Raw genomic sequence first — 19,958 nt, forward strand, 5'->3', positions numbered from 1 at the left:
CGGACTAGACTCGCGGCGTGGCAGGCCGGATCAGTGACGAGGACATCGCGCTCGTACGGGAGCGCTCACCGATCGCCGACATCGTGGGCGAGCACATCCAGCTTCGCAACGCGGGCGGCGGCAACCTGAAGGGGCTCTGCCCCTTTCATGAGGAGAAGAGCCCGTCGTTCAACGTGACCCCCACCCGGGGTTACTGGTACTGCTTCGGCTGCGCCGAGGGAGGTGACGTCATCACCTTCGTCCGGCGTCTGGAGCACCTGTCGTTCGGCGAGGCGGTCGAGCGGCTGGCCGTCCGGGCGGGCATCCAGCTCCGCTACGAGCAGGGCGGCTACGTCCCGGGGCGCGAGCAGGGCGAGCGCACCCGCCTGATCGAGGCCCATCGGGCGGCGGCCGAGTTCTACGTCTCGAAGCTGGCCGCGCCCGACGCCGCGATCGGGCGCAGGTTCCTGTCGGAGCGCGGGTTCGAGAGGGTCGACGCCGAGCGTTTCGGCGTCGGGTACGCCCCGGCCGAGTGGGAGGCGCTCTCGCGGCATCTGATGGCCAGGGGGTTCACCAGCGCGGAGCTGATCAAGGGAGGGCTGGCCAAGGAGGGGCGGCGCGGTCCGATCGACCGCTTCCGGGGACGGCTGGTCTGGCCTATTCGCGATATAACCGGTGATGTCATTGGTTTCGGCGCGCGGAAGTTGAATGACGCCGAAGACGGGCCGAAATACTTGAACACTCCAGAAAGCCCGCTCTATAAGAAGAGTGAGGTCCTCTACGGTGTGGACCTGGCCAAGCGTGAGATCTCCAAGCGCTCCCAGGCCGTGATCGTCGAAGGCTACACCGACGTGATGGCCTGTCACCTGTCGGGCGTGCCGACGGCGGTGGCCACCTGCGGCACCGCGTTCGGCGAGGAGCACATCAAGGTGCTCCGGCGGCTGCTGCTCGACCACACGGGCTCCCAGGGCGAGGTGGTCTTCACCTTCGACGGCGATTCCGCCGGGCAGAAGGCGGCGCTGCGCGCCTTCGCCGACGAGCAGAAGTTCGCCACCCAGACCTTCGTGGCGGTGCAGGCGGACGGGCTCGACCCGTGCGACCTGCGCATCAGGCATGGCGATGCGGCCGTACGCGACCTGATCGCCGGCAGGGAACCGCTGTTCGCCTTCGCCATTCGCAGCGTGATCTCCCGCTACGACGCGAGCACCAACGAGGGGCGGCTCGCCGGGCTCGACGCCGCGGCACCCATCGTGGCCCGGATCAAGGACCAGGGACTGCGCAAGCTGTACGCGGTGAGCCTGGACCGCTGGCTCGGTTTCAACGACGAGGGCTTCGTGCTGGACCGGATCATGGAGGTGTCCCTGCGGGCACAACCGGGTCCCCGCCAGAAGGCCAGGCCGAGGAAGATCGCCGACCTGACCGACCCCACGGTCAGGACCGAGGCCGAGATTCTCAAACTGGCGGTGCAACGTCCCGCGCTGCTCGGCCCGGAGTTCGACGTGATGGGCGGGGAGGCGTTCACCCTTCCCGAACATCTCGCCCTCTACAAGCTCATCGCCGACGCGGGCGGCACGGCGGCGGCCGGAGCCGGCGGGCGGGAATGGGTGGACCGGTTGCTGGGCGGCGTGAACGACTCCCTGCGGGGACTCCTGACGCGTTTCGCGGTCGAGGAGATCCGCGCCGACCTGACAAGTGAGGAACGGTACGCGGCGGGACTGCTGGTGGCACTTGAGTTGATCACCGTCACTCGGGTGCTCGATCAGCTCAAATCACGCATGGAGCGGACCAATCCCGTCGAGGCGCCGGAGGATTACAAGCGGTTGTACGCGGAATTGGTCGCGCTCGAGCAGCAGCGGCGCGTGCTGAGGGAACGCGCCGCCGCGAGCTGACCGCGTAATTGGCTTTAATATCCGCGAGGCGATTCCACCAAACCCGAATAAGGTCTCGATCCGATAATGATCGCGGCCTTACCTTCGGTGACAAAAATAGGTCTGCCATTTAGGGGACCCAATACAGCAGACTGTCTCCCGTGGGTGCATCGGTGCTGCCAAGTGGGCCGCCATCGGTAGACCAGGTGGCCGACCTCGTCACGAAGGGAAGAGAGCGCGGAAGCGTCACGGTCGATGACGTGGCCGCCGCTCTCGACAAGTCCGAGCTGCCGTCCGACGCGCTTGAGCGCGTCGTTCGCATGCTCGCCGAGCAGGGAGTGGAGGTCCTTGAGCCCCAGAGCGACGAGGAGCCCGCCCGGTCCGATGAGGAGGATGTCGGAAAAAGGGCTCCTACCAGCGATCTCGTCCGGATCTACCTGCGGGAGATCGGCCGTGTGCCCCTGCTCACGGCCGAGGAGGAGGTGGAGCTCGCCAAGTCCATCGAGGCGGGCCTGTTCGCCGAGGACAAGCTGACCAGCGTCGTCTCGCGTCTGGTCTTCCCGGAGTTCAAGGAGCTCGCCTGGCAGGGCACACGGGCCAAACAGCGGCTGATCGAGGCCAATCTGCGGCTGGTCGTGTCAATCGCCAAAAGATATGTGGGACGCGGGATGCTGTTCCTGGACCTCATCCAGGAGGGCAACCTCGGGCTCATCCGGGCGGTCGAGAAATTCGACTACACCAAGGGCTACAAGTTCTCCACATATGCCACCTGGTGGATTCGCCAGGCGATCACCAGGGCCATCGCGGACCAGGCGCGCACCATTCGGATTCCGGTGCACATGGTCGAGACGATCAACAAGCTGGTGCGCGTCCAGCGTCAGCTTCACCAGGACCTCGGCCGCGAGCCGGCGCCCGAGGAGATCGCCCTGGAGATGGACCTGCCGATCGACAGGGTGATCGAGATCCAGCGGATCGCCCAGGAGCCGGTCTCGCTCCAGTCGCCGATCGGTGAGGAGGACTCCGACCTCGGTGACTTCATCGAGGACGCGGACGCGGTGGTCCCGATGGAGGCGGCGGCCTTCATCATGTTGCAGGACCAGCTCGACGACATCCTCGCGACGCTCTCAGATCGTGAACAGCGCATCATCCAGCTGCGCTTCGGGCTCGCGGACGGCCACCCCCGGACGCTGGAGGAGGTCGGCAGGGAGTTCGGCGTGACGCGTGAACGCATCCGCCAGATCGAGTCGAAGACCCTCGCCAAGCTACGCCACCCGACGAGGGCGCAGATGCTTCGCGACTACCTCGACTGAGGAGCCACACGGCGCGGCCCCGGGAACCCAGGTTCCCGGGGCCGCGCCGTTTCGCGGCCTTTTTCCCGCATCGTTTCGCGGGCCTTTTCCCCGCATTCGGAAAGGCCGGGGCGACGCTGGACTGTTCTCCTGGCCGATACAGGCGCAGACTGGGCGAATGGAGTCGCGAGCGGCGGTCGACGATGCCGCGCTCGGGCGCGAGGCGTGGTCCGTGCTCGACGCGAACTCGACGGGGGCCGCGACCGTGCCCGCGCCGGGCCTCTACCCGCACCAGTGGAACTGGGACTCGACCTTCGTCGCGATCGGCCTGGCCCGCTGGGACACCCGTAGGGCCGGGACCGAGCTGCTCAGCCTGCTGGCGGGGCAGTGGCACACCGGGATGGTGCCGCACATCGTCTTCCAGCCCGCCCACGCGGAGGTCTACTTCCCCGGCCCGTCGGTCTGGCGCTCAAAGGAGCACCGAGCCTCTCCCAACGGGGTGTGCACCTCCGGGCTGACGCAGCCGCCGCTGCACGCGCTGGCCCTGTGGTGGGTGTGGAGGCACGCGGTCGACCGTGACACGGCCGCGGCCCTCGTACGGCGGATCTACCCGATGCTGGTCGCCCAGCACGACTACCTCGCCACGTCCAGGGACCTTGGCGGGGGAGGGCTGGCCGCGATCGTGCATCCATGGGAGTCGGGGATGGACGACAGCCCCGTCTGGGACGCCCCGCTGGAGGCGCTGCCCCCGGTCCGCCACGCCTACCGGCGGGAGGATCCCTCCCAGCGGCATCCCGACAGCCAACACGACCGCTACATGGCGCTGGTCCTGGGCTACCGGGACTCCGGCTACGATCCGGCCTATCTGAGAGACGAGCACCCGTTCGCGGTCGAGGACCCGATGTTCAACGGGATCTGGCTCGCCTCCTGCCAGGCTCTCGCCGAGCTGGCCCCCGTGGCCGGCGCGGACGCGGGCCCGCACCGGGAGGCGGTGGAGCGGATCCGCGCGGCGCTGCTGGACCGGCTCTGGGCCGACGGTGTCTTCCACGCCCGTGACCTGCGCGCGGGGCGGCTCAGCTCCATCCGCACGGTCGGCTGTTTCGGGCCGATGCTCGATGAGGGGCTGCCGGCCGACAGGGTCGCGGAGCTGGTGGGGGTGCTGGAGTCGGCGGGCTTCATGGGAGCCGCGGGGTACCCGGTGCCGAGTTGCGAGATCCGCGCTCCGCAGTTCGACCGGTCCTGCTACTGGCGCGGGCCGTCCTGGGTGAACACCAACTGGCTGCTGCGGCGGGCGGCGGCGGTGCACGGCCTGGCGGGGCTGGCGCGGGTGCTGGGCTCGCAGACCCTGCGCCTTGTACGGCAGGCGGGTTTCCGCGAGTGCTTCGACCCCTTCGACGGCAGTGGGCGAGGCAGCCGGGACTTCTCCTGGTCGGCCGCGCTCACCCTCGACCTGCTCGCGGATACCGTGGAGTGTTGAGGTACGGCCATCGCCGGACACGACACCGAACCTGCGGGGGGTCGCGCCGCGTCTCCTCGTGGGCGCCGCGCCCGAGCTCTCCACGCTGTGAGGATTCAGATGAAGCTCTTCCACCGCCTGCCCGCCGAGGTCCGCGGGGCCGTCGATCCCGGCGACCGGGTGCTCACCTATGCCGAAGGCCCGGACGGCTACGTGATCGCCGCGGACAGGGCACTTTACCTGGGCGGCGAGCGCCTGCCCTGGTTCCAGGTGGACCGCGGAGCATGGGACGAGGAGGGGCTGACCGTCGTCACCACCGACGGGCGGTCGCACCGGGCGCTGCTGCCCGAGCCCGGCAGGGTCCCCGAGGCCGTGCGGGAGCGGGTGACCGCCTCGATCGTGGTCAACCAGTACGTCCCGCTGGACGCGCGAGGGGGAGTGCGGCTGGTGGCGAGGAAGGCCGACGCCGACCGGCTGGTCTGGGAGTTCGTCTTCGACGCGGGTCTGGACCCGGACGACGCCGGGTTGCGCGCTCTCGCGGAGCAGGCGCTTGAGGAGACCCGCAGGAGCTTCGGCGTCTGAGCCGGGGGGCCGGGGTGCCCGGACACGCGAAAGGCCCCTGGCGGGGCCTTTCGCGCCGGAGGGCCGCGCTGCCCGTGGGTGCCCGGAGGGCCGCGCTGCCCGTGGGTGCCCGGAGGGCCGCGCTGCCCGTGGGCGCCGGCCGGGCGGCACCGGCGGGATCAGTGGGGTGCGTCGGTCCTCTGGTTCTCCGGCCAGCCGGTGCCCGTGTCGTCGTGCTCGTCGCCGTGCCGGCCGTTCGCCGACTGCATGAACGGCAGCCGGTTTCTGGCCGCGTCGCCCACCTTGGTCCTCGCCGCACCGGTGGCCCTGGAGACCTTGGCGCCCATCAGGCCGGCCGTCTCCTGCACGGTGGGGTTGTCGACGACCCGCTGGGCCATCCTCTTGATCTGCTCGTAACGCTCCCGTCCGGCGCGGCTCCCCAGGATGTAGCCGGACGCGAATCCCACCCCGAACATCAACCGATAACGCATGTCCACCTCCACAACCATGTTCCGCCGGCCGCCGTCCTGTGATCACCTGCGGATAGCCACTCGTCTCGCACCTACCCCGGAGTATCGATGCGACACACACCCATGGAGTGCGCTAATCTATTCCTGCGCCGCAAGGAACGGGGAGCACCCGGCCCGACCAGCGCAAAGCGCAATCCCGTGTAGCTCAATCGGCAGAGCAGCCGGCTGTTAACCGGCAGGTTATAGGTTCGAGTCCTATCGCGGGAGCCAGCGTCAAAGCCCCGGAAGCCCAGCTTCCGGGGCTTTTGGCGTCTCACGCCCAGGTTTGGCGTCTCACGCCTGGGTTTGGCGTCCCCCCATGCCCTGATTCGGCGGACAAACCACGGTGAATCACAGAAAATAGGGGAGGCCGTGCCCGGTGTCGCCGCGATCGTGGCGAGTGAACCGGTGCGCGGTCGCCGCGGACAACAGCGATCGCAGCGGGGAAGGGCCGCCGCGTTCAGGGCACCACGCCGCCCGGAACGGTAGTCGTGCTCGTGAGCCACAATGGGTGGTTTTTCTGTGCTGACCTGGCGAAGGTCCCGGCGGCGTGCGCCGGATCCGGCCCACGAGGTCCCCAAGGTCCCCGAGACGCCTCCAGTCGACGTGATGGCGGCGGCCGAGGACTACCTGAGGCTGTTTCACGCGGAGAATCCCGGCACGGGGGTTCTACGGGAGCGCCTGCGCGAGATCCGGCGGGAGATCGCCGACACGGGAACGTACACGCACACCACCGGCGAGCTGATCTTCGGCGCCAGGGTGGCCTGGCGCAACAGCGGCAGATGCATCGGGCGGCTGTACTGGCGCTCGCTGCGGGTGCGCGACCGGCGGCACGTCACCACCGCCGAGGGGGTCGCCGTCGAGTGCGTGAACCACCTGCGGGACGCGGCGCCCGCCCGCCGGATCCGCCCGACGATCACCGTGTTCCCCCAGGACCGACCGGGGGCGCCGGGACCGCGGATCTGGAACGAGCAGCTCATCAGATACGCCGGGTACCCGACGGCGGACGGTTCGGTCGTCGGGGACCCCCGCTACATCGGCTTCACCGCGATGCTGCGCGAGCTGGGCTGGCCCGGCGGCCCCGGAAGCCCCTTCGACGTCCTCCCACTGGCGATCTCGGTCGGGAACAGGCCGCCGCTGCTGTCCGAGATCCCCGGCGACGCCGTGCTGGAGGTCGCGCTCTCGCACCCCAACCACCCGTGGTTCGAGCAGCTGGGGCTGCGCTGGCACGCCGTGCCGGTCATCTCGAACATGTGCCTGGAGATCGGCGGCGTCTGCTACCGGGCGGCGCCGTTCAACGGCTGGTACATGGGCACCGAGATCGGCGCCCGCAACCTGGCCGACGCCGACCGCTACGACCTGATGCCGTTGATCGCACAGCGCCTGGGGCTGAACACCGGCACCGACCGCTCGCTCTGGCGGGACCAGGCGCTGGTGGAGCTGAACGTGGCGGTCCTGCACTCCTTCGAGCGGGCGGGGGTGACGATGACGGACCACCACACCGAGGCCAGGCACTTCCTGATCCACCTGGAGCGCGAGGAGCGGGCAGGCCGGGTCTGCCCCGCGGACTGGACCTGGATCGTGCCGCCCATGTCGGCCTCGGCCACGCCGGTCTTCCACCGCTACTACGAGGACAGGCGGCTGTCACCGAACTTCGTCCACCACGCCGACTCCCTGAGGTGTGCGCTTGGTCACCGGACTGCAACGGGAGGTTAATCCAGGGGAAACGTGCCGGCGGTGCACTTGCAGTGACCCACCGCATGGTGGGGCGCATCTAGGGTTCCGCCGCCGCCGACGCCGGGCGTCACGACCGTGAGGCCGTACGGCGACGGCGCGGGACTGGTCCGAGAGGTGCAGGCGGCCGCGTGGCCGTTCCACGGCGGGACAAAAGCCCGGGAGGCCGGCCGATCCCGGCTGTCCTCCAGCCGGGGTCCGAGCTGATCGGAGCTCCCATGCACTGGCACCCGTCCGCTTCCGACCCCGCCCGCCAGGGCCCCTCCGGCGCGGCCCCCTCGGGCCCCGACAGGTACGGTCCCGAGGCCCGCTTCGCCGTCGACCGCGAGGCCGAGCTGCCCACCACCAACTGGGAGCGCGAGGTCGCCTGGGCCCTGGAGGTGGGCCTGCAGGGCGCCGACTCCATCGTCGACCGGCGCATCCCGACCTTCTCCCGCGGAGAACTGCCGCACTTCGCCGGGATCAACACCTTCCTCAAGGCTCCGTACGTCGAGGACGTGCGGCGCTGCGGCGCGTACGACGTGGCGATCCTGGGCGCGCCGTTCGACGGCGGCACGACCTACCGCTCGGGCACCCGCTTCGGCCCGCAGGGCATCAGGAAGATCTCCGCCCTGTACGGCCCCTACAGCTTCGAGCTGGGGGTGGATCTGCGCGAGTCGATCACGATGGCCGACCTCGGGGACGTGTTCACCATCCCCGGCAACATCGAGAAGACCTTCGACCAGATCTCCAAGGCCGTCTCGCACGTCTACTCCAGCGGGGCGTTCCCGGTCGTGCTGGGAGGCGACCACTCCATCGGTTACCCGACCGTGCGCGGCGTGGCCGAGCACCTGTCGGGCAACCTCGGGATCATCCACTTCGACCGGCACGTGGACACCCAGGAGACCGACCTCGACGAGCGCATGCACACCACGCCGTGGTTCCACGCCACCGACATTCCCAACGTGCCGCCGGAGAACCTGGTGCAGATCGGCATCGGCGGGTGGCAGGCGCCCCGACCTGGGGTAAAGGTCGGTCGTGAGCGCGGCACCACGATCATGACGGTCACCGACTGCGTGGAGATGGGCATCGAGGCGGCGGCCGAGCGCGCGCTGGAGGTCGCCTGGAAGGACGCCGAGGCCGTGTGGCTCTCCTTCGACGTCGACTGCCTGGACGCCGCGTTCGTCCCCGGCACCGGCTGGCCGGAACCCGGCGGCTTCCTGCCGCGCGAGGTCCTGAAGTTCATCCAGATCATCGCCGACGCGGCGCCGCTGGCCGGGATCGAGGTCGTGGAGTGCTCGCCACCCTACGACAACGCGGAGATCACCTCGCTGATCGCCGCCCGCGTCATCTGCGACACCCTCGGCTGCCTGGTCCGTTCCGGGCACCTGCCCAAGAGGAAGGGAACCGCGTGATGCTCCGCCGCCTGCTCGTCTCGCTCTGCCTGCTCGCCGCCTGTGCGGCGTGCGCGTCCACCCCCGGCGGGTCCGCCGGGCCGGCCGCGTCCGGCGAGAAGAAGGCTCTCACCCTGGGCTTCTCCGCCTGGCCCGGCTGGTTCCCCTGGCAGGTCGCCCAGGAGAAGGGGCTGTTCGCCAAGAACGGCATCAAGGTCGAGCTGAAGTACTTCGACAGCTACACCGACAGCCTGACCGCGCTGGCCACCGGCAACGTCGACGCCAACAGCCAGACGCTCAACGACACCCTCGCCTCGGTGTCCGGCGGGGCGAAGCAGACGATCGTGCTGGTCAACGACAACTCCACCGGCAACGACCAGATCATCGCCAGGTCCGGCATCTCCACGGTGGCCGACCTGAAGGGCAGGACCGTCGCGGCCGAGCAGGGCACCGTCGACCACTATCTGCTGCTGCTCGCGCTGCGGAAGGCGGGGCTGACCGAGAAGGACGTCACCTTCAAGCCGCTGCCGACGGACGCCGCCGCGGCGGCCTTCAAGGCGGGCCAGGTGGACGCGGTCGGCGTGTTCGCGCCCTTCACCACCACCGCCCTGGGGCTGCCGGGTTCCACGGCCATCGCCACCTCCAAGGACTTCCCCGGCGCGATCCCCGACCACCTGGTGGTGGCCGGCTCGCTGGTCGCCGAGCGGCCGCAGGAGGTGCAGGCACTGGTGAAGACCTGGTTCGAGACCCTGGAGTGGATCGCGGCCAACAGAGCGGAAGCCACCGCGATCATGGCCAGGCGGGCGGGGGTGAACGAGGCCGACTACGCGAGCTACGACGCGGGAACCACGATCTTCTCCCTGGCCGACAACCTGGCCGCCTTCGAGCCCGGCGACACCGACGACCACCTCGACCACCAGGCCGCCCTGATCGCGAAGTTCCTCGTCGCGTCGGGCCTGGCCGACACCGAGCCGTCGCTGGACGGTCTTTTCGAGCCAAGGTTCGTCAGGAGCCTCAAGCCGTGAGTGCGGGAGCGCCGATATGGAGAGCACACCGGGCGACGACCGATTGTGGCCGGGGCGGGTTCAGCTCGCCCTGCTCGCCACCAGGAAGGTCGCGGCAGTCATGAGCGTGAGGACCGCGGAGTCCGTCGCGCCCCCCGAGGTGGGGCGGCGAGCCTGGGAGCCGCTGCCCCGGCGCGCGGGCCGGCCGGGTCCGGCCTGGAAGCGGAGCTCCGGGGTGTCCGTCCGTGCCCGCTGGGGTCTGCGGGCGGCCTCGGTACTGGTCCCGCTCGCCCTCTGGACCGTCGTCAGCATGGCGGAACTGGTCGATCCGACCTTCCTGCCGTCCCCGCTGGCCGTCCTGGAGGCGTTCGCGGAGATGCTGGGCACCGGCCTGCTGCTCGACGACACCCTCGCCAGCCTCGGCCGGGTCGGGGCCGGGTTCGGGCTGGCGGTGGCGATCTCGGTGCCGGTGGGCGTCGCGATGGGCACCTCGGCCGTGGCACTGGCCCTGCTGGAACCGGCGGTCGGCCTGCTCCGCTACATGCCGGCCGCCGCGTTCATTCCCCTGCTGATCATCTGGCTGGGCCTCGGCGAGCCGTCCAAGGTCGCGATTCTGCTGCTGGGCGTGGTGTTCTTCAACACGCTGATGGTCGCCGACGCCGTACGGCGGGTGCCGGGCGAGCTCGGCCAGGCGGCAGCCACCCTGGGCGCCCGGCGTGGCGAGATCCTCAGGAAGGTGATCTGGCCGTACGCGCTCCCGGCGGTGGTGGACGCGGCGCGGATCAACGCCGCCGCCGCGTGGAACTTCGTGGTGGTGGCCGAGCTGATCGCCGCCGAGTCCGGGCTCGGCTACCGGATCATCCGGGCCCAGCGGTTCCTGCAGACCGACAAGATCTTCGCGGTGCTCATCGTGATCGGGGTGGTCGGCCTGCTGATCGACGTCGTGCTGCGCGTGCTGCGCGACCGTCTCGGAAGGTGGACGGCATGACCCTCGTGCTGCGCGGCGTGGCCAAGGACTACGGGACCACCCGCGTCCTGGACGGCATCGACCTGTCGATGGAGCCGGGCGAGTTCGTGTGCGTGGTCGGGGCGAGCGGCTCGGGCAAGTCGACGCTGCTGTCGCTGATCGCCGGGCTCTCCCCGGCCAGCGCGGGCTCCATCACGCTCGGCGGGGCACCCGTCGTCGGCCCCGGTCCCGAGCGCGGGCTGGTCTTCCAGTCGGGAGCGCTGTTCCCCTTCCTCACCGTCGCCGAGAACGTGGCCTTCGGACTGCGGCTGCTGCCGATCTCCGGGGCCGACCGGGAACGGCGGGTTCGCTGGTATCTCGGCGAGGTCGGGCTGTCGTCCCTGGCGGACGCGCTGCCCCGGCAGCTGTCCGGTGGGCAGCGCCAGCGGGTGGCGATCGCCAGGGCGCTGGCGTGCGAGCCGGCCGTGCTCCTGCTCGACGAGCCGTTCGGGGCGCTGGACGTGCAGACCAAGGAGGACATGCAGCTCTTCCTGCGCGAGGTGTGGCGCGACACGGGCACGACCGTGCTGATGGTCACCCACGACGTGGAGGAGGCGGTCCTGCTCGCCCAGCGGGTCCTCGTCTTCGCCTGCGGGCCCGGCAGGGTCGCCGCCGAGGTCCCGATCGACCTGCCCGCCTACCGGGCCCTCGCCGTCAAGCGGACCTCCCTCTTCCTGGGCCTGCGCGCCACCGTCGAGGACCTGGTCCGCTCGCACATGCTGACACCTGGGAAGGAAAAGGTGTAGAACGACATTCTGTGGCTCTCCGGGCGGGGAGCTCCTGTGGCTCTCCGGGCGGGGAGCTCCTGTGGCTCTCCGGATGGGGAGCTCCTGTGGCTCTCCGGATGGGGAGCTCCTGTGGCTCTCCGGATGGGGAGCTCCTGTGCGGGAGCGCCCCGAGGGCTTCCGGGAGGGAGAGGCGATGGTCGACTCCTTCACCCGGCCGGACTTCGCCGAGGGCGTCGCCGGCTTCCCGCCGCTGTAGTCGCTACGACGCTCTCAGCTGTAGTCGCTACGGCGCTCTCAGCTGACCAGGGTGAGCCAGTGCGGGGCGGTGTCGAAGGGGGCCGTGCGGGCGGCGACGGCCTCCATCAGCCAGGCGGCCGAGGCGCGGGCGCTCCGGACGACCTCGGGCGGGTAGGCGTACCTGACCCTGTGCTCCTCGAACTCGTCCTCGTCGTCCAGGAAGACCCGGCTGGTGCGGCCCCTCGCCAGATCGCGGCGCGTCCGGATCACATCCAGGTCCAGGTCGATCATGGTGACCTCGCCGTCTCCCCATATCGGCACCGTGGAGATGTCGCAGTAGATCTCGTGCTTGTGCGGGGCGGTGTTGAAGGCCGCGGTCCACCAGGCGTCGTGGGGGAAGAGCATCACGAACGGGTGAGGCCAGGCGATCTCGGGTCCGTCCCCCTTGCGACCGCTGGAATTGGCCACGCAACCGGTCCATACCCCGTGCTCGTCCTCGCCGAGCAGCAGGCCGCGGTGGTGCCAGTGCAGCGATCCGTCGTACTTGCGGTAGACCACATTCACCGTCTCATAGGGCATTCCCCGACAATAAGGCTTGACAGAGATCTATGTATTTCCTACTTTATAAGTAGGTTACGAGCGTCAGTGCGGAGCCCCGGCTGGCTGACCGGCAACCCTCGCACCGCGGCGGGGTGCCCCCGGGGGAGACCTGGCGGCACGGTCGGCGTGCCGCAAGCGCGGACCCCCTCACCGGGGTCACCGAGACATGCCCGGGAGAGCCACATGTCGAAGATCAGCACATCGAACCAGGCGAGCCCCGCCGGCCTCGACACCTGCCGCCCCTTCCCCGGGATTCCCGCCGAGCCGGGGCAGTGGCACCGCAGAGCCGCCGTATGAGCGCCTCGATCGCCGTCGTCGGCGCCGGCCCGACGGGCACCTGCCTGGTGGAGCGCATCTGCGCCAACGCCGCCGACCTGCTCGGCTGGCCCTCGCTGGACGTCCACGTGATCGACCCCCACCCGCCGGGCGGCGGCCGCGTCTGGCGCCGTGACCAGCCCGACCTGCTCTGGATGAACTCCGCCGCCGCCGACGTGACGCTCTTCACCGATGAGTCGGTGCGCTGTGAGGGGCCGATCCGTTCAGGCCCCACGCTGGCCGAGTGGCTCGGCGGGGACCCCGGCACCTTCGCCTCCCGTCCGGCCCAGAACGGCTACCTCTCCCACGTCTTCAGGCACGCGGTGGCGACCGCACCGCGCGGGGTCCGGGTGCACGTGCACCCCACCCGCGCCGTCGATCTCGCGGACATCCCCGGCGGTCAGGCGGTGCTGCTGCAGGACGGCCGGACGATCGAGGCCGACGCGGTGATCCTGGCTCAGGGGCACGGCGACGTGATCCCGAACGGGGAGGAGCGGGCGCTGGCCGACCTGGCCGCGCGCGACGGGCTGCGCTACCTGCCCACCGCGCCGGCCAGCGGCCCGGCCAGGGCCATGCCGAGGGGCGTCAGCCCGATGGAGAGCAGCCAGTCGTACGCGGACACCCGTGAGATCGCCTCGGTGGGGATGTGTTCCTGCACGGCGGTCTCCCAGAGCGGGGACATGAACGCCAGACCGCCGGTCATCAGCCCGTAGGTCGAGGTCGAGGTCGAGGTCGAGGTCCGTGCCGGAGGCGGATTCGGAGGCCGGGACGGGCTCGGAGCGCGGAAAACCGCATGTCGAACCGGGGAACGGATCGCTAGCATGAGAACATGACTTTCCTGGTGATGCTCTCCCCCTGAAACCGGGGTCGCCTGACGTCTTCTCGAGGCCCTGAAACGGGGCCTCGATCTGTTTTCGGGCTTCAGCGGAGGTTCCGATGTCCCGAATCCTGCTCACCACGACCATCCCGTACATCAACGCGCGCCCCCACCTGGGCTTCGCCCTGGAGCTCGTCCAGGCAGACGTACTCGCCAGGCACCACCGCCTGCTCGGTGACGAGGTCAGGCTTCAGACGGGCACCGACGACAACTCGCTCAAGAACGTGCGGGCCGCCGAGGCCGAGGGGATCTCCGTACGGGATCTCGTCGACCGCAACGCCGCCGAGTTCGCCCGGCTGGCGGGACCGCTCTCGCTCTCCTTTGATGACTTCATCCGTACCAGCGCCGACCCCCGGCACCGGCCCGGCGTCGAACGGTTCTGGCGGGCCTGCTCCGCCGACCTGTACCGCAGGCACTACGAGGGCCTCTACTGCGTCGGCTGCGAGCAGTTCTACCCGCCCGACGAACAGTGCCCCGAGCACGACGCCCCCCTCCAGCACGTGTCCGAGGAGAACTGGTTCTTCCGCCTGTCCCGCTACCGCGACGAGCTGTACAGCCTCATCGACAGCGGCCGCATTCGTGTCGAGCCCGCCGAGCGCCGCAACGAGATCCTCACCTTCATCGCGGCTGGGCTGTCCGACTTCAGCGTTTCTCGATCCCAGGCGCGGGCGCGTGGCTGGGGCATCCCCGTGCCGGGCGACCCCGGACAGGTGATCTACGTGTGGTGGGACGCGCTCGGCAACTACCTGACCGCGCTGGACTACGCGAAGGGAGAGCACGGCCGCTGGTGGTCCGGTGCCGACCGGCGGATCCACGTGCTCGGCAAGGGCGTCCTGCGCTTCCACGCGGTCTACTGGCCGGCGATGCTGCTGTCGGCGGGGGAGTTGCCGCCGACGGACATCCTGGTCCACGACTACCTGACCGTGGACGGCCGGAAGATCAGTAAATCGGCCCGCTACGGTGTCGCCGGCGGGCAGGGTGCCTCCGCTGCTCCTCGCGGTGTGGGCGTCTCCACCGGAGCCTTCGACGTCCCGGGCGGTTCCGGTGTTCCGGGCGGCCCTGGAGTCTTGGGCGGTTCCGGTGTTCCGGGCGGCCTCGATGTCTCCGGCCACTCCGGTGGCGGCCCCGTGGGAACCGACCTCTCGGCCGTCGACCCGATCGGGCTCGTCGAGGTGTACGGCGTGGACGCGGTCAGGTGGTGGCTGCTGCGCGAGGTGCCCAGGTGCGGCGACGTCGACTTCACCGCGAGGCGGCTCGTCGCCCGCCACGACGGCGAACTGGCCGACGGGCTGGGCAACCTCGTCAACCGGGTGGTCAGCATGGTCCACCGATACCGGGGCGGAATCGTGCCCGAAGAGCGTGAGACGGCTCTGGACGAGGTCAGAGGTCATGCCCGAGGCGCGGTGATCGAGGCTCTGGAGGTGTTCGACTTCCGCGCGGCCACCGCCGCCGTCTACGCGGTCGCCGAGGAGGCCAACCGGTACGTCAACCGCACCGAGCCGTGGCGCCTCGCTCGCGAGGGCTCGCCCCGGCTCGACGAGGTCCTCGGCACCCTCGTCGCCACCTGCAGGGAGCTGGCGGACCTGCTGTCCCCCTTCCTCCCGGACGCCTCGGCGCGGATCGCCGGCCAGTGCAGGGGAGAGCGGCTTGCCGACCCGGTCCCGCTCTTCCCCCGCCACCGCCCCCGGGGTCCCGCCCCGGCTCGAGCCCCCGCCGCAGGAGTTGCGGGAGCCGCGGGAGCCGCGGGAGCCGCGGGAGTCGCGGGAGTCGCGGGAGTCGCGGGAGTCGCGGGAGTCGCGGGCTAGCAACGGCCGGGAACGTTCACCCGGCTGAGCGGTCCGCGATCCACGGATACGGGCCTGGCCGGAGCGGCGGTCACCGCACTGGGGAACGATGCCGAGGCAGAGCACGGGGGCATGTGCTCGCGTGCGGGTCAGATCAGACGACGGGCTCCCGCTGCCGGAGTCGCCGGGTAGATCTCCGGTGCGGCCCAGCCGCGCTCGGCGTAGGCGCGGGTAACGGATTCCCGCACGGACTCCACCCGCTCGTCGGTGACCAGTGCGATCGCCGAGCCGCCGAACCCGCCGCCGGTCATCCGAGCTCCCCGGGCACCACCCCTGACCGCCGACTCCACGGCCACGTCCAACTCGGCGCAGGACACCTCGAACTGGTCGCGCAGCGACAGGTGGGAGGCGTTCAGCAGGGCGCCGATCTCCCGTACCGCCCCGGCCCGCAGCAGCCCGATCACCGCCTCGACCCGGTGGTTCTCGGTCACCACGTGCTGGGTGCGCCTGCGCTCGTCACCGCTCAGCCTGGCGAGGGCGCCACCCAGGTCGGTGACGTCGCGCAGCGCGTCGACGCCCAGGTGCTTCGCGGCGTTCTCGCAGTCACGGCGGCGGCGGGCGTACTGCCCGTCGGCGAGCTCGTGGTGCACTCCGGTGTTGATGATGAGCAACTGGAGGCCGTGGCTCGCCAGGTCGAACGGGATGTTCCTGGTGCCGAGGCTTCGGCAGTCCATGAACAGGGCCTTCCCCTCTTCGCCGAGCGCCGAGGCCGCCTGGTCCATGATCCCGCACGGTATGCCCACGAAGTCGTTCTCGGCCTTCTGTGCGGCCAGCGCGATCTCCATCTTGGTGAGGCCGAGCCCGTACAACTCGTTCAGCGCCGTGCCGACGACCACCTCCAGCGCCGCGCTCGACGACAGCCCCGCTCCCTGCGGCACGTCCCCGCCGATCACCACGTCCGCGCCCCCGACCCGGTGCCCGGCCTCGCGGAGCACCCAGAACATCCCGGCCACGTAGCGGGCCCAGCTCTCGGCCTCGTCGAGCGTCGCGAGCGTGACCGGCTCGCCCGCCTGCAACGACCGCAGCCGGATCACCCCGTCCTCGCGCGGCGAGGCCGCCGCGGTCACCCCCCACGGCACCGCGAACGGCAGCACGAACCCGTCGTTGTAGTCGGTATGCTCCCCGATCAGGTTGACCCGCCCCGGCGCGTGCCACACCCCGGCGGGCTCCGTTCCGCACGACTCCCGGAAAGCGTCAATAACGCGCATGATCCAACACTCCTCAACAAGGTCCACCGTCAGGGTAGCGAGTCCCCTGGAGCCGGGTTTCGCCAAAGGTCACATCTTGAACCGTCCCGCCTGGCAAGTGTGCGAACAGCGCCCACGTTTGGTTGAATGCCGCAGTACGGTGTGCACGAGGGGCGGTAGCTCAGCTGGTTAGAGCAGGGGACTCATAATCCCTGGGTCGCGGGTTCGAGTCCCGCCCGCCCTACCCTCGTAGAAAGCCCTGATCAGGCTTCTGACCTGCGGTTTCTATCTTAGATGACCTTGCCGGTCTGCCGGACCATCGCCGGTCCGGCTCTGAGATGATCTCCAGGTGGACCATTGCCGGACCATGCGTGTTGATCATGGGGTCTCAGGCCACCGATCCGCAGGCGACGCGAAGGTGCCCCGCGCCTGAATCGTGAAGACCCACCCCTCCTCACGCAGAAGCGGACGGCCTGGCGGACGGTCTCCCGGGCGACACCGTGCACCTGAACCATCCGAGCCTCGCTCGGGATCGGCGTCATCGGCTCCAGCTCTCCGGTGCGGATCTGCTCGCGGGTGATCCGGGCGATCTGGCGGTACTTTGGTTCCGGGTCGAAGTGATCAACGGCCATGATCTTGAACGTAGTGGTGGACCTGGTTGACCCCCTCTCGGCTACGTACGCACTCTGTGCGCTGCTGCCGGGTCGCCGGTGAACATCCTGCTCCAAGTAGTCCAGACGCATGAGAGCCCCGGCGCCGGGGCTCTCATGCGTCTGGACTACTGGTCGGCCGGTGGAGCCACGAACGTCCCGAGTCCACGCACTGAGTAGGCGATGCCTTCCTCGCGGAGCCGAGTGAGGATCTTCTGGGCGGTGTTCGGGGCGATCTCGAACTCGCGGACCAGCTCATGCTGCGACGGGAGTTGGGTGTCTGCAGGGTAGGTGCCGTCCGCAATGCGCGCTTTCAAGATCTCGGCGATGTCGGTCTCGACGGTGGAGACGCGCTCCTCGATGTACGGCATGGACTCAGGATAGGACGTCGCGGGCAACCCGGTCAGTCCTTGTGGCCGAGGAACCGGGCGCCCCAGCGCACGAAGTGTCCCTTGCCGTCGCAGGCGCGAGCCAGTTCGGCCGCTAGGACGACCACCTCATCCCGAACAGCGTCCCCGCCGAGCTTCTCGCGGGCGATGGTCATCCACTCGGCGAAGTCGCCTCGGCGGTTGAGGTAGTCGCGGGCGGTCTGTGCGGCGGGCGGGGCCTCCAGGGCCGCGCCTCGGGGACGGAGGACACGGGCGGGGCCTTTCTCGCCTCTGCGGACGCGGAAGCTGCCCAAGGCTTCCCGGACGGCGGGCGATGGCGGCCTCGCGCTCCTCGGGGGTCACCGAGGGCTCGTCGGAGGCCGGAGCCTGCTCAGGGACGACGGGCGGCGGCTGGGCCTGGCGGGGGCGTAGGCGGCGCGGCGTTCGGCGGCGGCCCGGACTCGGTTGAGGAAGTCGGGGAGGTCGCCGTTTGTGATGACGGCGTTGACGAACGGTCCGAGACTGATGACCGGATCTTGCGGATCTCGAAGTCCATCGCACTCCCCGAGCTGGGGTGTTGCGACGACCACTAGAACGGAAGGTTCGTGGTCGGGGGCGCTTTCGTCGTGTCCGGCTGTCGCTGATCGTTTGCGGCTGACCGTGCCGAATGTGTGCCCAAGCTCGACGAAGATCATCGATTCCCTCGCAAGGGGCACCAGGCCGGACCCGGGGCCTGATGCACGTAGGGCAAACCGTGGACGGCTCGGTACGGTCGTTGATCTCGTGACCGGGGGGAACAGGTGATCGGTCCCAGAGTCAACTCTCGGTAAAGAAATCAAGGATTGTATGACCTGGTCAACGCACCTATTGACCAAAACTATAAGGATTCAGTAGAAAGCTCCGTAAACCCGGATGGAGGAGCTCGAACATGCGAAGTCGACTGGTCGGCGCCCTGGCCGCGGTGGTTCTGGTGCCGACGGTCGTCGCGATCCCAGGGGCCGCGACCGCCGAGACGGCCGGGGCCCCCACGTGCGCGGCGACGTACAAGGAGATCAACTCCTGGTCCTACTGGGAGAACGGGGCCCGGGTGACCGACAACATGGTCAAGATATTGATCAGGAACACCGGCACCTCGACCATCAACGAGTGGCAGTTGACCTGGACGTGGCCGGGCGACCAGAAGGTCACCATCTATCTGGCCGGCCGGATGGACCAGTCGGGGGCCGATGTGACCGTGGACAGCAACGGGTCGTGGAATCCCGTGAAGCCGAACGCCACGGTCCGGCAGACCTTCATCCAACGAGGGGCTTCCGCCGTCCCTGTCCCGGTCGTGACCTGTGCCCCCCGTCCGGTAGCACCTCGGGTACGGATTGACCATGTCAGGGAAGGCATGGCGGTGACGCCCACTCGTACGCCGTCTCCCTGGGCATGAACCCGCGGCCCACGCACAGGTCGACGGCAACCGCTGTACTCGCCCGCCGGGCGGGGCCGTGCTCATCCTCTGAGACGTGCCGGCACGGATCAGGCGACCTTTGAGGAGGGGGCCTTCCAGGTGTTGCACGCGCCCGGCTTCTTCGACGCGTAGCCCTGCTTGAACCAGTGGAGACGGTTGGCGGGCTTGCCGTACCAGTTGAACCTGGCGTACTCCTTTGGCGTCTCGGCGGTGAGGAGGGGCTTCCAGTTCTTGGCCGAACGTCCCAGGCTCTTCATGGAGATTCCACCCAGGCAGTCGGCCTGCAGGTAGTAGCGGTGCATTTGCTCGTCGCCGTCACCTACCTCCTCCCGGCTGGCCGGCAACGCCCACCAGGCCTCGCTGATGCCTGTCTGCGCCTGGATGAATCCGGCGTACGCCCGGGTGACCTCGACGAGCATGGCCTGGTCGGACTTGGCGTTGATCCAGTCGGAACCGAGTTGCACCTGAATGGAGCCGTAACAGGAGGCGGCGAAGGAGCCGGACACCTGCAGGCCGGTGAGGCAGAGACCGTTCTCGACCTTGGCCTTGATGCTCACCCCGGCCGGGACGAAGTCCTTGATGGTCTTGCGCCAGGCTGAGTTCAGGCAGCCGACGACCTTGGTCAAGTACTTCGTGGTGGAGGCCTTGGTGGTGCCCTTGGTCACCTTGCAGGAGACCGTGGGAAGGCTGCCCTGCTTGTAGAGCGGGTTGTGGGTCAGCTCGGGAGCCCCGACGATGGGACCGGCCGATGCGGTGGCCGTACCGGCGAACAACAGGACGAATACCCCAGCGGTGGTCGCCAATGTGCGAATCATCATGAAACATGATCGTAAGGGCAGGCAGCAGCTGAGGAGTGTCTCATTGTTTGACTTCCAGTGGGTTCGTTCGGGGGACAAGTGGGGGAACGGCGGAGACCTGGA

General features: G+C 69.4%; 19 protein-coding genes, 2 tRNA genes and 1 riboswitch. Of the genes, 14 read left to right on the top strand and 7 right to left on the bottom strand.

The features are described 5' to 3' along the window. Positions 1-17: 17 nt before the first annotated feature. The 4 genes from dnaG (at position 18) to OG884_RS27215 (ending at position 5,174) form a co-directional block, all read left to right on the top strand. The gene (gene dnaG / locus OG884_RS27200; RefSeq protein ID WP_326637498.1) at positions 18-1,868 is read left to right on the top strand and encodes a DNA primase; all 1,851 of its coding nucleotides are present in this window, start codon (positions 18-20) and stop codon (positions 1,866-1,868) included. Positions 1,869-2,020: 152 nt separating this feature from the next. Next, a complete protein-coding gene (rpoD, locus tag OG884_RS27205) occupies positions 2,021-3,157 on the top strand; it encodes an RNA polymerase sigma factor RpoD (protein WP_326647010.1) in 1,137 nt (378 codons plus the stop codon). 157 nt (positions 3,158-3,314) lie between these two features. Next, complete coding sequence (locus OG884_RS27210; RefSeq protein ID WP_326637500.1) at positions 3,315-4,613, top strand: MGH1-like glycoside hydrolase domain-containing protein; 1,299 nt, start codon at positions 3,315-3,317, stop codon at positions 4,611-4,613. Between the two features lie 99 nt (positions 4,614-4,712). Beyond that, on the top strand, positions 4,713-5,174 hold the full coding sequence (locus tag OG884_RS27215) for a hypothetical protein (protein ID WP_326637502.1): 462 nt from the start codon (positions 4,713-4,715) through the stop codon (positions 5,172-5,174). 158 nt (positions 5,175-5,332) lie between these two features. Here the strand turns inward: OG884_RS27215 and OG884_RS27220 are convergent, their stop codons facing one another. Beyond that, the gene (locus OG884_RS27220) at positions 5,333-5,644 is read right to left on the bottom strand and encodes a YtxH domain-containing protein (RefSeq protein WP_326637503.1); all 312 of its coding nucleotides are present in this window, start codon (positions 5,642-5,644) and stop codon (positions 5,333-5,335) included. Between the two features lie 173 nt (positions 5,645-5,817). On the opposite strand from OG884_RS27220, the gene OG884_RS27225 reads away from it, so the two are divergent. The 6 genes from OG884_RS27225 to OG884_RS27250 all read left to right on the top strand — a co-directional run bounded on the left by OG884_RS27225 (position 5,818) and on the right by OG884_RS27250 (position 11,525). Next, positions 5,818-5,893 (top strand) — tRNA-Asn (locus OG884_RS27225). Positions 5,894-6,184: 291 nt separating this feature from the next. Then, positions 6,185-7,378: a nitric oxide synthase oxygenase gene (locus OG884_RS27230; protein WP_326637504.1), complete on the top strand. Its 1,194-nt coding sequence runs from the start codon at positions 6,185-6,187 to the stop codon at positions 7,376-7,378. A gap of 236 nt (positions 7,379-7,614) precedes the next feature. After that, entirely contained in the window at positions 7,615-8,790 is a 1,176-nt protein-coding gene (locus OG884_RS27235) for an agmatinase family protein (RefSeq protein ID WP_326637506.1), read from the top strand. Beyond that, a complete protein-coding gene (locus OG884_RS27240; RefSeq protein WP_326647011.1) occupies positions 8,790-9,794 on the top strand; it encodes an ABC transporter substrate-binding protein in 1,005 nt (334 codons plus the stop codon). Before OG884_RS27235 ends, OG884_RS27240 begins: the two co-directional genes overlap by 1 nt. A gap of 16 nt (positions 9,795-9,810) precedes the next feature. Beyond that, the gene (locus OG884_RS27245; RefSeq protein WP_326637508.1) at positions 9,811-10,761 is read left to right on the top strand and encodes an ABC transporter permease; all 951 of its coding nucleotides are present in this window, start codon (positions 9,811-9,813) and stop codon (positions 10,759-10,761) included. After that, positions 10,758-11,525: an ABC transporter ATP-binding protein gene (locus OG884_RS27250; protein WP_326637510.1), complete on the top strand. Its 768-nt coding sequence runs from the start codon at positions 10,758-10,760 to the stop codon at positions 11,523-11,525. The genes OG884_RS27245 and OG884_RS27250 overlap by 4 nt, the downstream gene beginning before the upstream one ends. Before the next feature lie 276 nt (positions 11,526-11,801). Here OG884_RS27250 and OG884_RS27255 read toward each other — a convergent pair whose 3' ends face one another. Beyond that, the gene (locus tag OG884_RS27255; protein ID WP_326637512.1) at positions 11,802-12,323 is read right to left on the bottom strand and encodes a DUF402 domain-containing protein; all 522 of its coding nucleotides are present in this window, start codon (positions 12,321-12,323) and stop codon (positions 11,802-11,804) included. 52 nt (positions 12,324-12,375) lie between these two features. Continuing rightward, positions 12,376-12,488: riboswitch (SAM riboswitch) on the top strand. 149 nt (positions 12,489-12,637) lie between these two features. Between OG884_RS27255 and OG884_RS27260 the strand changes: the two genes are divergently transcribed. Continuing rightward, positions 12,638-13,372, top strand: a complete 735-nt coding sequence (locus OG884_RS27260; RefSeq protein ID WP_326637516.1) for an FAD/NAD(P)-binding protein — start codon at positions 12,638-12,640, stop codon at positions 13,370-13,372. A 223-nt stretch (positions 13,373-13,595) separates the two neighbouring features. Next, on the top strand, positions 13,596-15,341 hold the full coding sequence (locus OG884_RS27265) for a methionine--tRNA ligase (RefSeq protein ID WP_326637518.1): 1,746 nt from the start codon (positions 13,596-13,598) through the stop codon (positions 15,339-15,341). A 128-nt stretch (positions 15,342-15,469) separates the two neighbouring features. Here OG884_RS27265 and galK read toward each other — a convergent pair whose 3' ends face one another. Continuing rightward, positions 15,470-16,588 carry a galactokinase gene (galK, locus tag OG884_RS27270; protein ID WP_326637519.1) on the bottom strand — a complete coding sequence of 373 codons (1,119 nt, stop codon included), beginning with the start codon at positions 16,586-16,588 and terminating at the stop codon, positions 15,470-15,472. 149 nt (positions 16,589-16,737) lie between these two features. Here galK and OG884_RS27275 point away from each other — a divergent pair. Next, positions 16,738-16,811 (top strand) — tRNA-Ile (locus tag OG884_RS27275). 46 nt (positions 16,812-16,857) lie between these two features. Here OG884_RS27275 and OG884_RS27280 read toward each other — a convergent pair. Genes OG884_RS27280 through OG884_RS27290 form a run of 3 tightly spaced genes read right to left on the bottom strand, consistent with a single transcriptional unit; the run spans position 16,858 to position 17,899 of the window. Next, positions 16,858-17,310, bottom strand: coding sequence for a GntR family transcriptional regulator (locus tag OG884_RS27280; protein WP_326637520.1), 453 nt, complete (start codon positions 17,308-17,310; stop codon positions 16,858-16,860). A 35-nt stretch (positions 17,311-17,345) separates the two neighbouring features. Further along, positions 17,346-17,588, bottom strand: coding sequence for a GntR family transcriptional regulator (locus OG884_RS27285; RefSeq protein WP_326637522.1), 243 nt, complete (start codon positions 17,586-17,588; stop codon positions 17,346-17,348). A 32-nt stretch (positions 17,589-17,620) separates the two neighbouring features. Further along, positions 17,621-17,899, bottom strand: coding sequence for a hypothetical protein (locus OG884_RS27290; protein ID WP_326637524.1), 279 nt, complete (start codon positions 17,897-17,899; stop codon positions 17,621-17,623). 614 nt (positions 17,900-18,513) lie between these two features. Between OG884_RS27290 and OG884_RS27295 the strand changes: the two genes are divergently transcribed. Continuing rightward, complete coding sequence (locus OG884_RS27295) at positions 18,514-19,017, top strand: cellulose binding domain-containing protein (protein WP_326637526.1); 504 nt, start codon at positions 18,514-18,516, stop codon at positions 19,015-19,017. A gap of 89 nt (positions 19,018-19,106) precedes the next feature. Here OG884_RS27295 and OG884_RS27300 read toward each other — a convergent pair whose 3' ends face one another. Continuing rightward, positions 19,107-19,856, bottom strand: coding sequence for a hypothetical protein (locus tag OG884_RS27300; RefSeq protein ID WP_326637528.1), 750 nt, complete (start codon positions 19,854-19,856; stop codon positions 19,107-19,109). Positions 19,857-19,958: the final 102 nt, after the last annotated feature.

The sequence above is a fragment of the Streptosporangium sp. NBC_01755 genome (assembly GCF_035917995.1).
GTDB lineage: Bacteria > Actinomycetota > Actinomycetes > Streptosporangiales > Streptosporangiaceae > Streptosporangium.

What these genes read in the sequence shown, in the direction of transcription:
- OG884_RS27235 (WP_326637506.1), top strand. Translation starts at nt 7,615, where the DNA reads ATGCACTGGCACCCGTCCGCTTCCGACCCCGCCCGCCAGGGCCCCTCC.
- OG884_RS27220 (WP_326637503.1), bottom strand. Translation starts at nt 5,644, where the DNA reads ATGCGTTATCGGTTGATGTTCGGGGTGGGATTCGCGTCCGGCTACATC.
- OG884_RS27300 (WP_326637528.1), bottom strand. Translation starts at nt 19,856, where the DNA reads ATGATGATTCGCACATTGGCGACCACCGCTGGGGTATTCGTCCTGTTG.
- OG884_RS27255 (WP_326637512.1), bottom strand. Translation starts at nt 12,323, where the DNA reads ATGCCCTATGAGACGGTGAATGTGGTCTACCGCAAGTACGACGGATCG.
- OG884_RS27260 (WP_326637516.1), top strand. Translation starts at nt 12,638, where the DNA reads ATGAGCGCCTCGATCGCCGTCGTCGGCGCCGGCCCGACGGGCACCTGC.
- OG884_RS27285 (WP_326637522.1), bottom strand. Translation starts at nt 17,588, where the DNA reads ATGCCGTACATCGAGGAGCGCGTCTCCACCGTCGAGACCGACATCGCC.
- OG884_RS27245 (WP_326637508.1), top strand. Translation starts at nt 9,811, where the DNA reads ATGGAGAGCACACCGGGCGACGACCGATTGTGGCCGGGGCGGGTTCAG.
- OG884_RS27210 (WP_326637500.1), top strand. Translation starts at nt 3,315, where the DNA reads ATGGAGTCGCGAGCGGCGGTCGACGATGCCGCGCTCGGGCGCGAGGCG.
- OG884_RS27295 (WP_326637526.1), top strand. Translation starts at nt 18,514, where the DNA reads ATGCGAAGTCGACTGGTCGGCGCCCTGGCCGCGGTGGTTCTGGTGCCG.
- galK (WP_326637519.1), bottom strand. Translation starts at nt 16,588, where the DNA reads ATGCGCGTTATTGACGCTTTCCGGGAGTCGTGCGGAACGGAGCCCGCC.
- OG884_RS27215 (WP_326637502.1), top strand. Translation starts at nt 4,713, where the DNA reads ATGAAGCTCTTCCACCGCCTGCCCGCCGAGGTCCGCGGGGCCGTCGAT.
- OG884_RS27280 (WP_326637520.1), bottom strand. Translation starts at nt 17,310, where the DNA reads ATGCGTCTGGACTACTTGGAGCAGGATGTTCACCGGCGACCCGGCAGC.
- OG884_RS27265 (WP_326637518.1), top strand. Translation starts at nt 13,596, where the DNA reads ATGTCCCGAATCCTGCTCACCACGACCATCCCGTACATCAACGCGCGC.
- OG884_RS27240 (WP_326647011.1), top strand. Translation starts at nt 8,790, where the DNA reads ATGCTCCGCCGCCTGCTCGTCTCGCTCTGCCTGCTCGCCGCCTGTGCG.
- OG884_RS27250 (WP_326637510.1), top strand. Translation starts at nt 10,758, where the DNA reads ATGACCCTCGTGCTGCGCGGCGTGGCCAAGGACTACGGGACCACCCGC.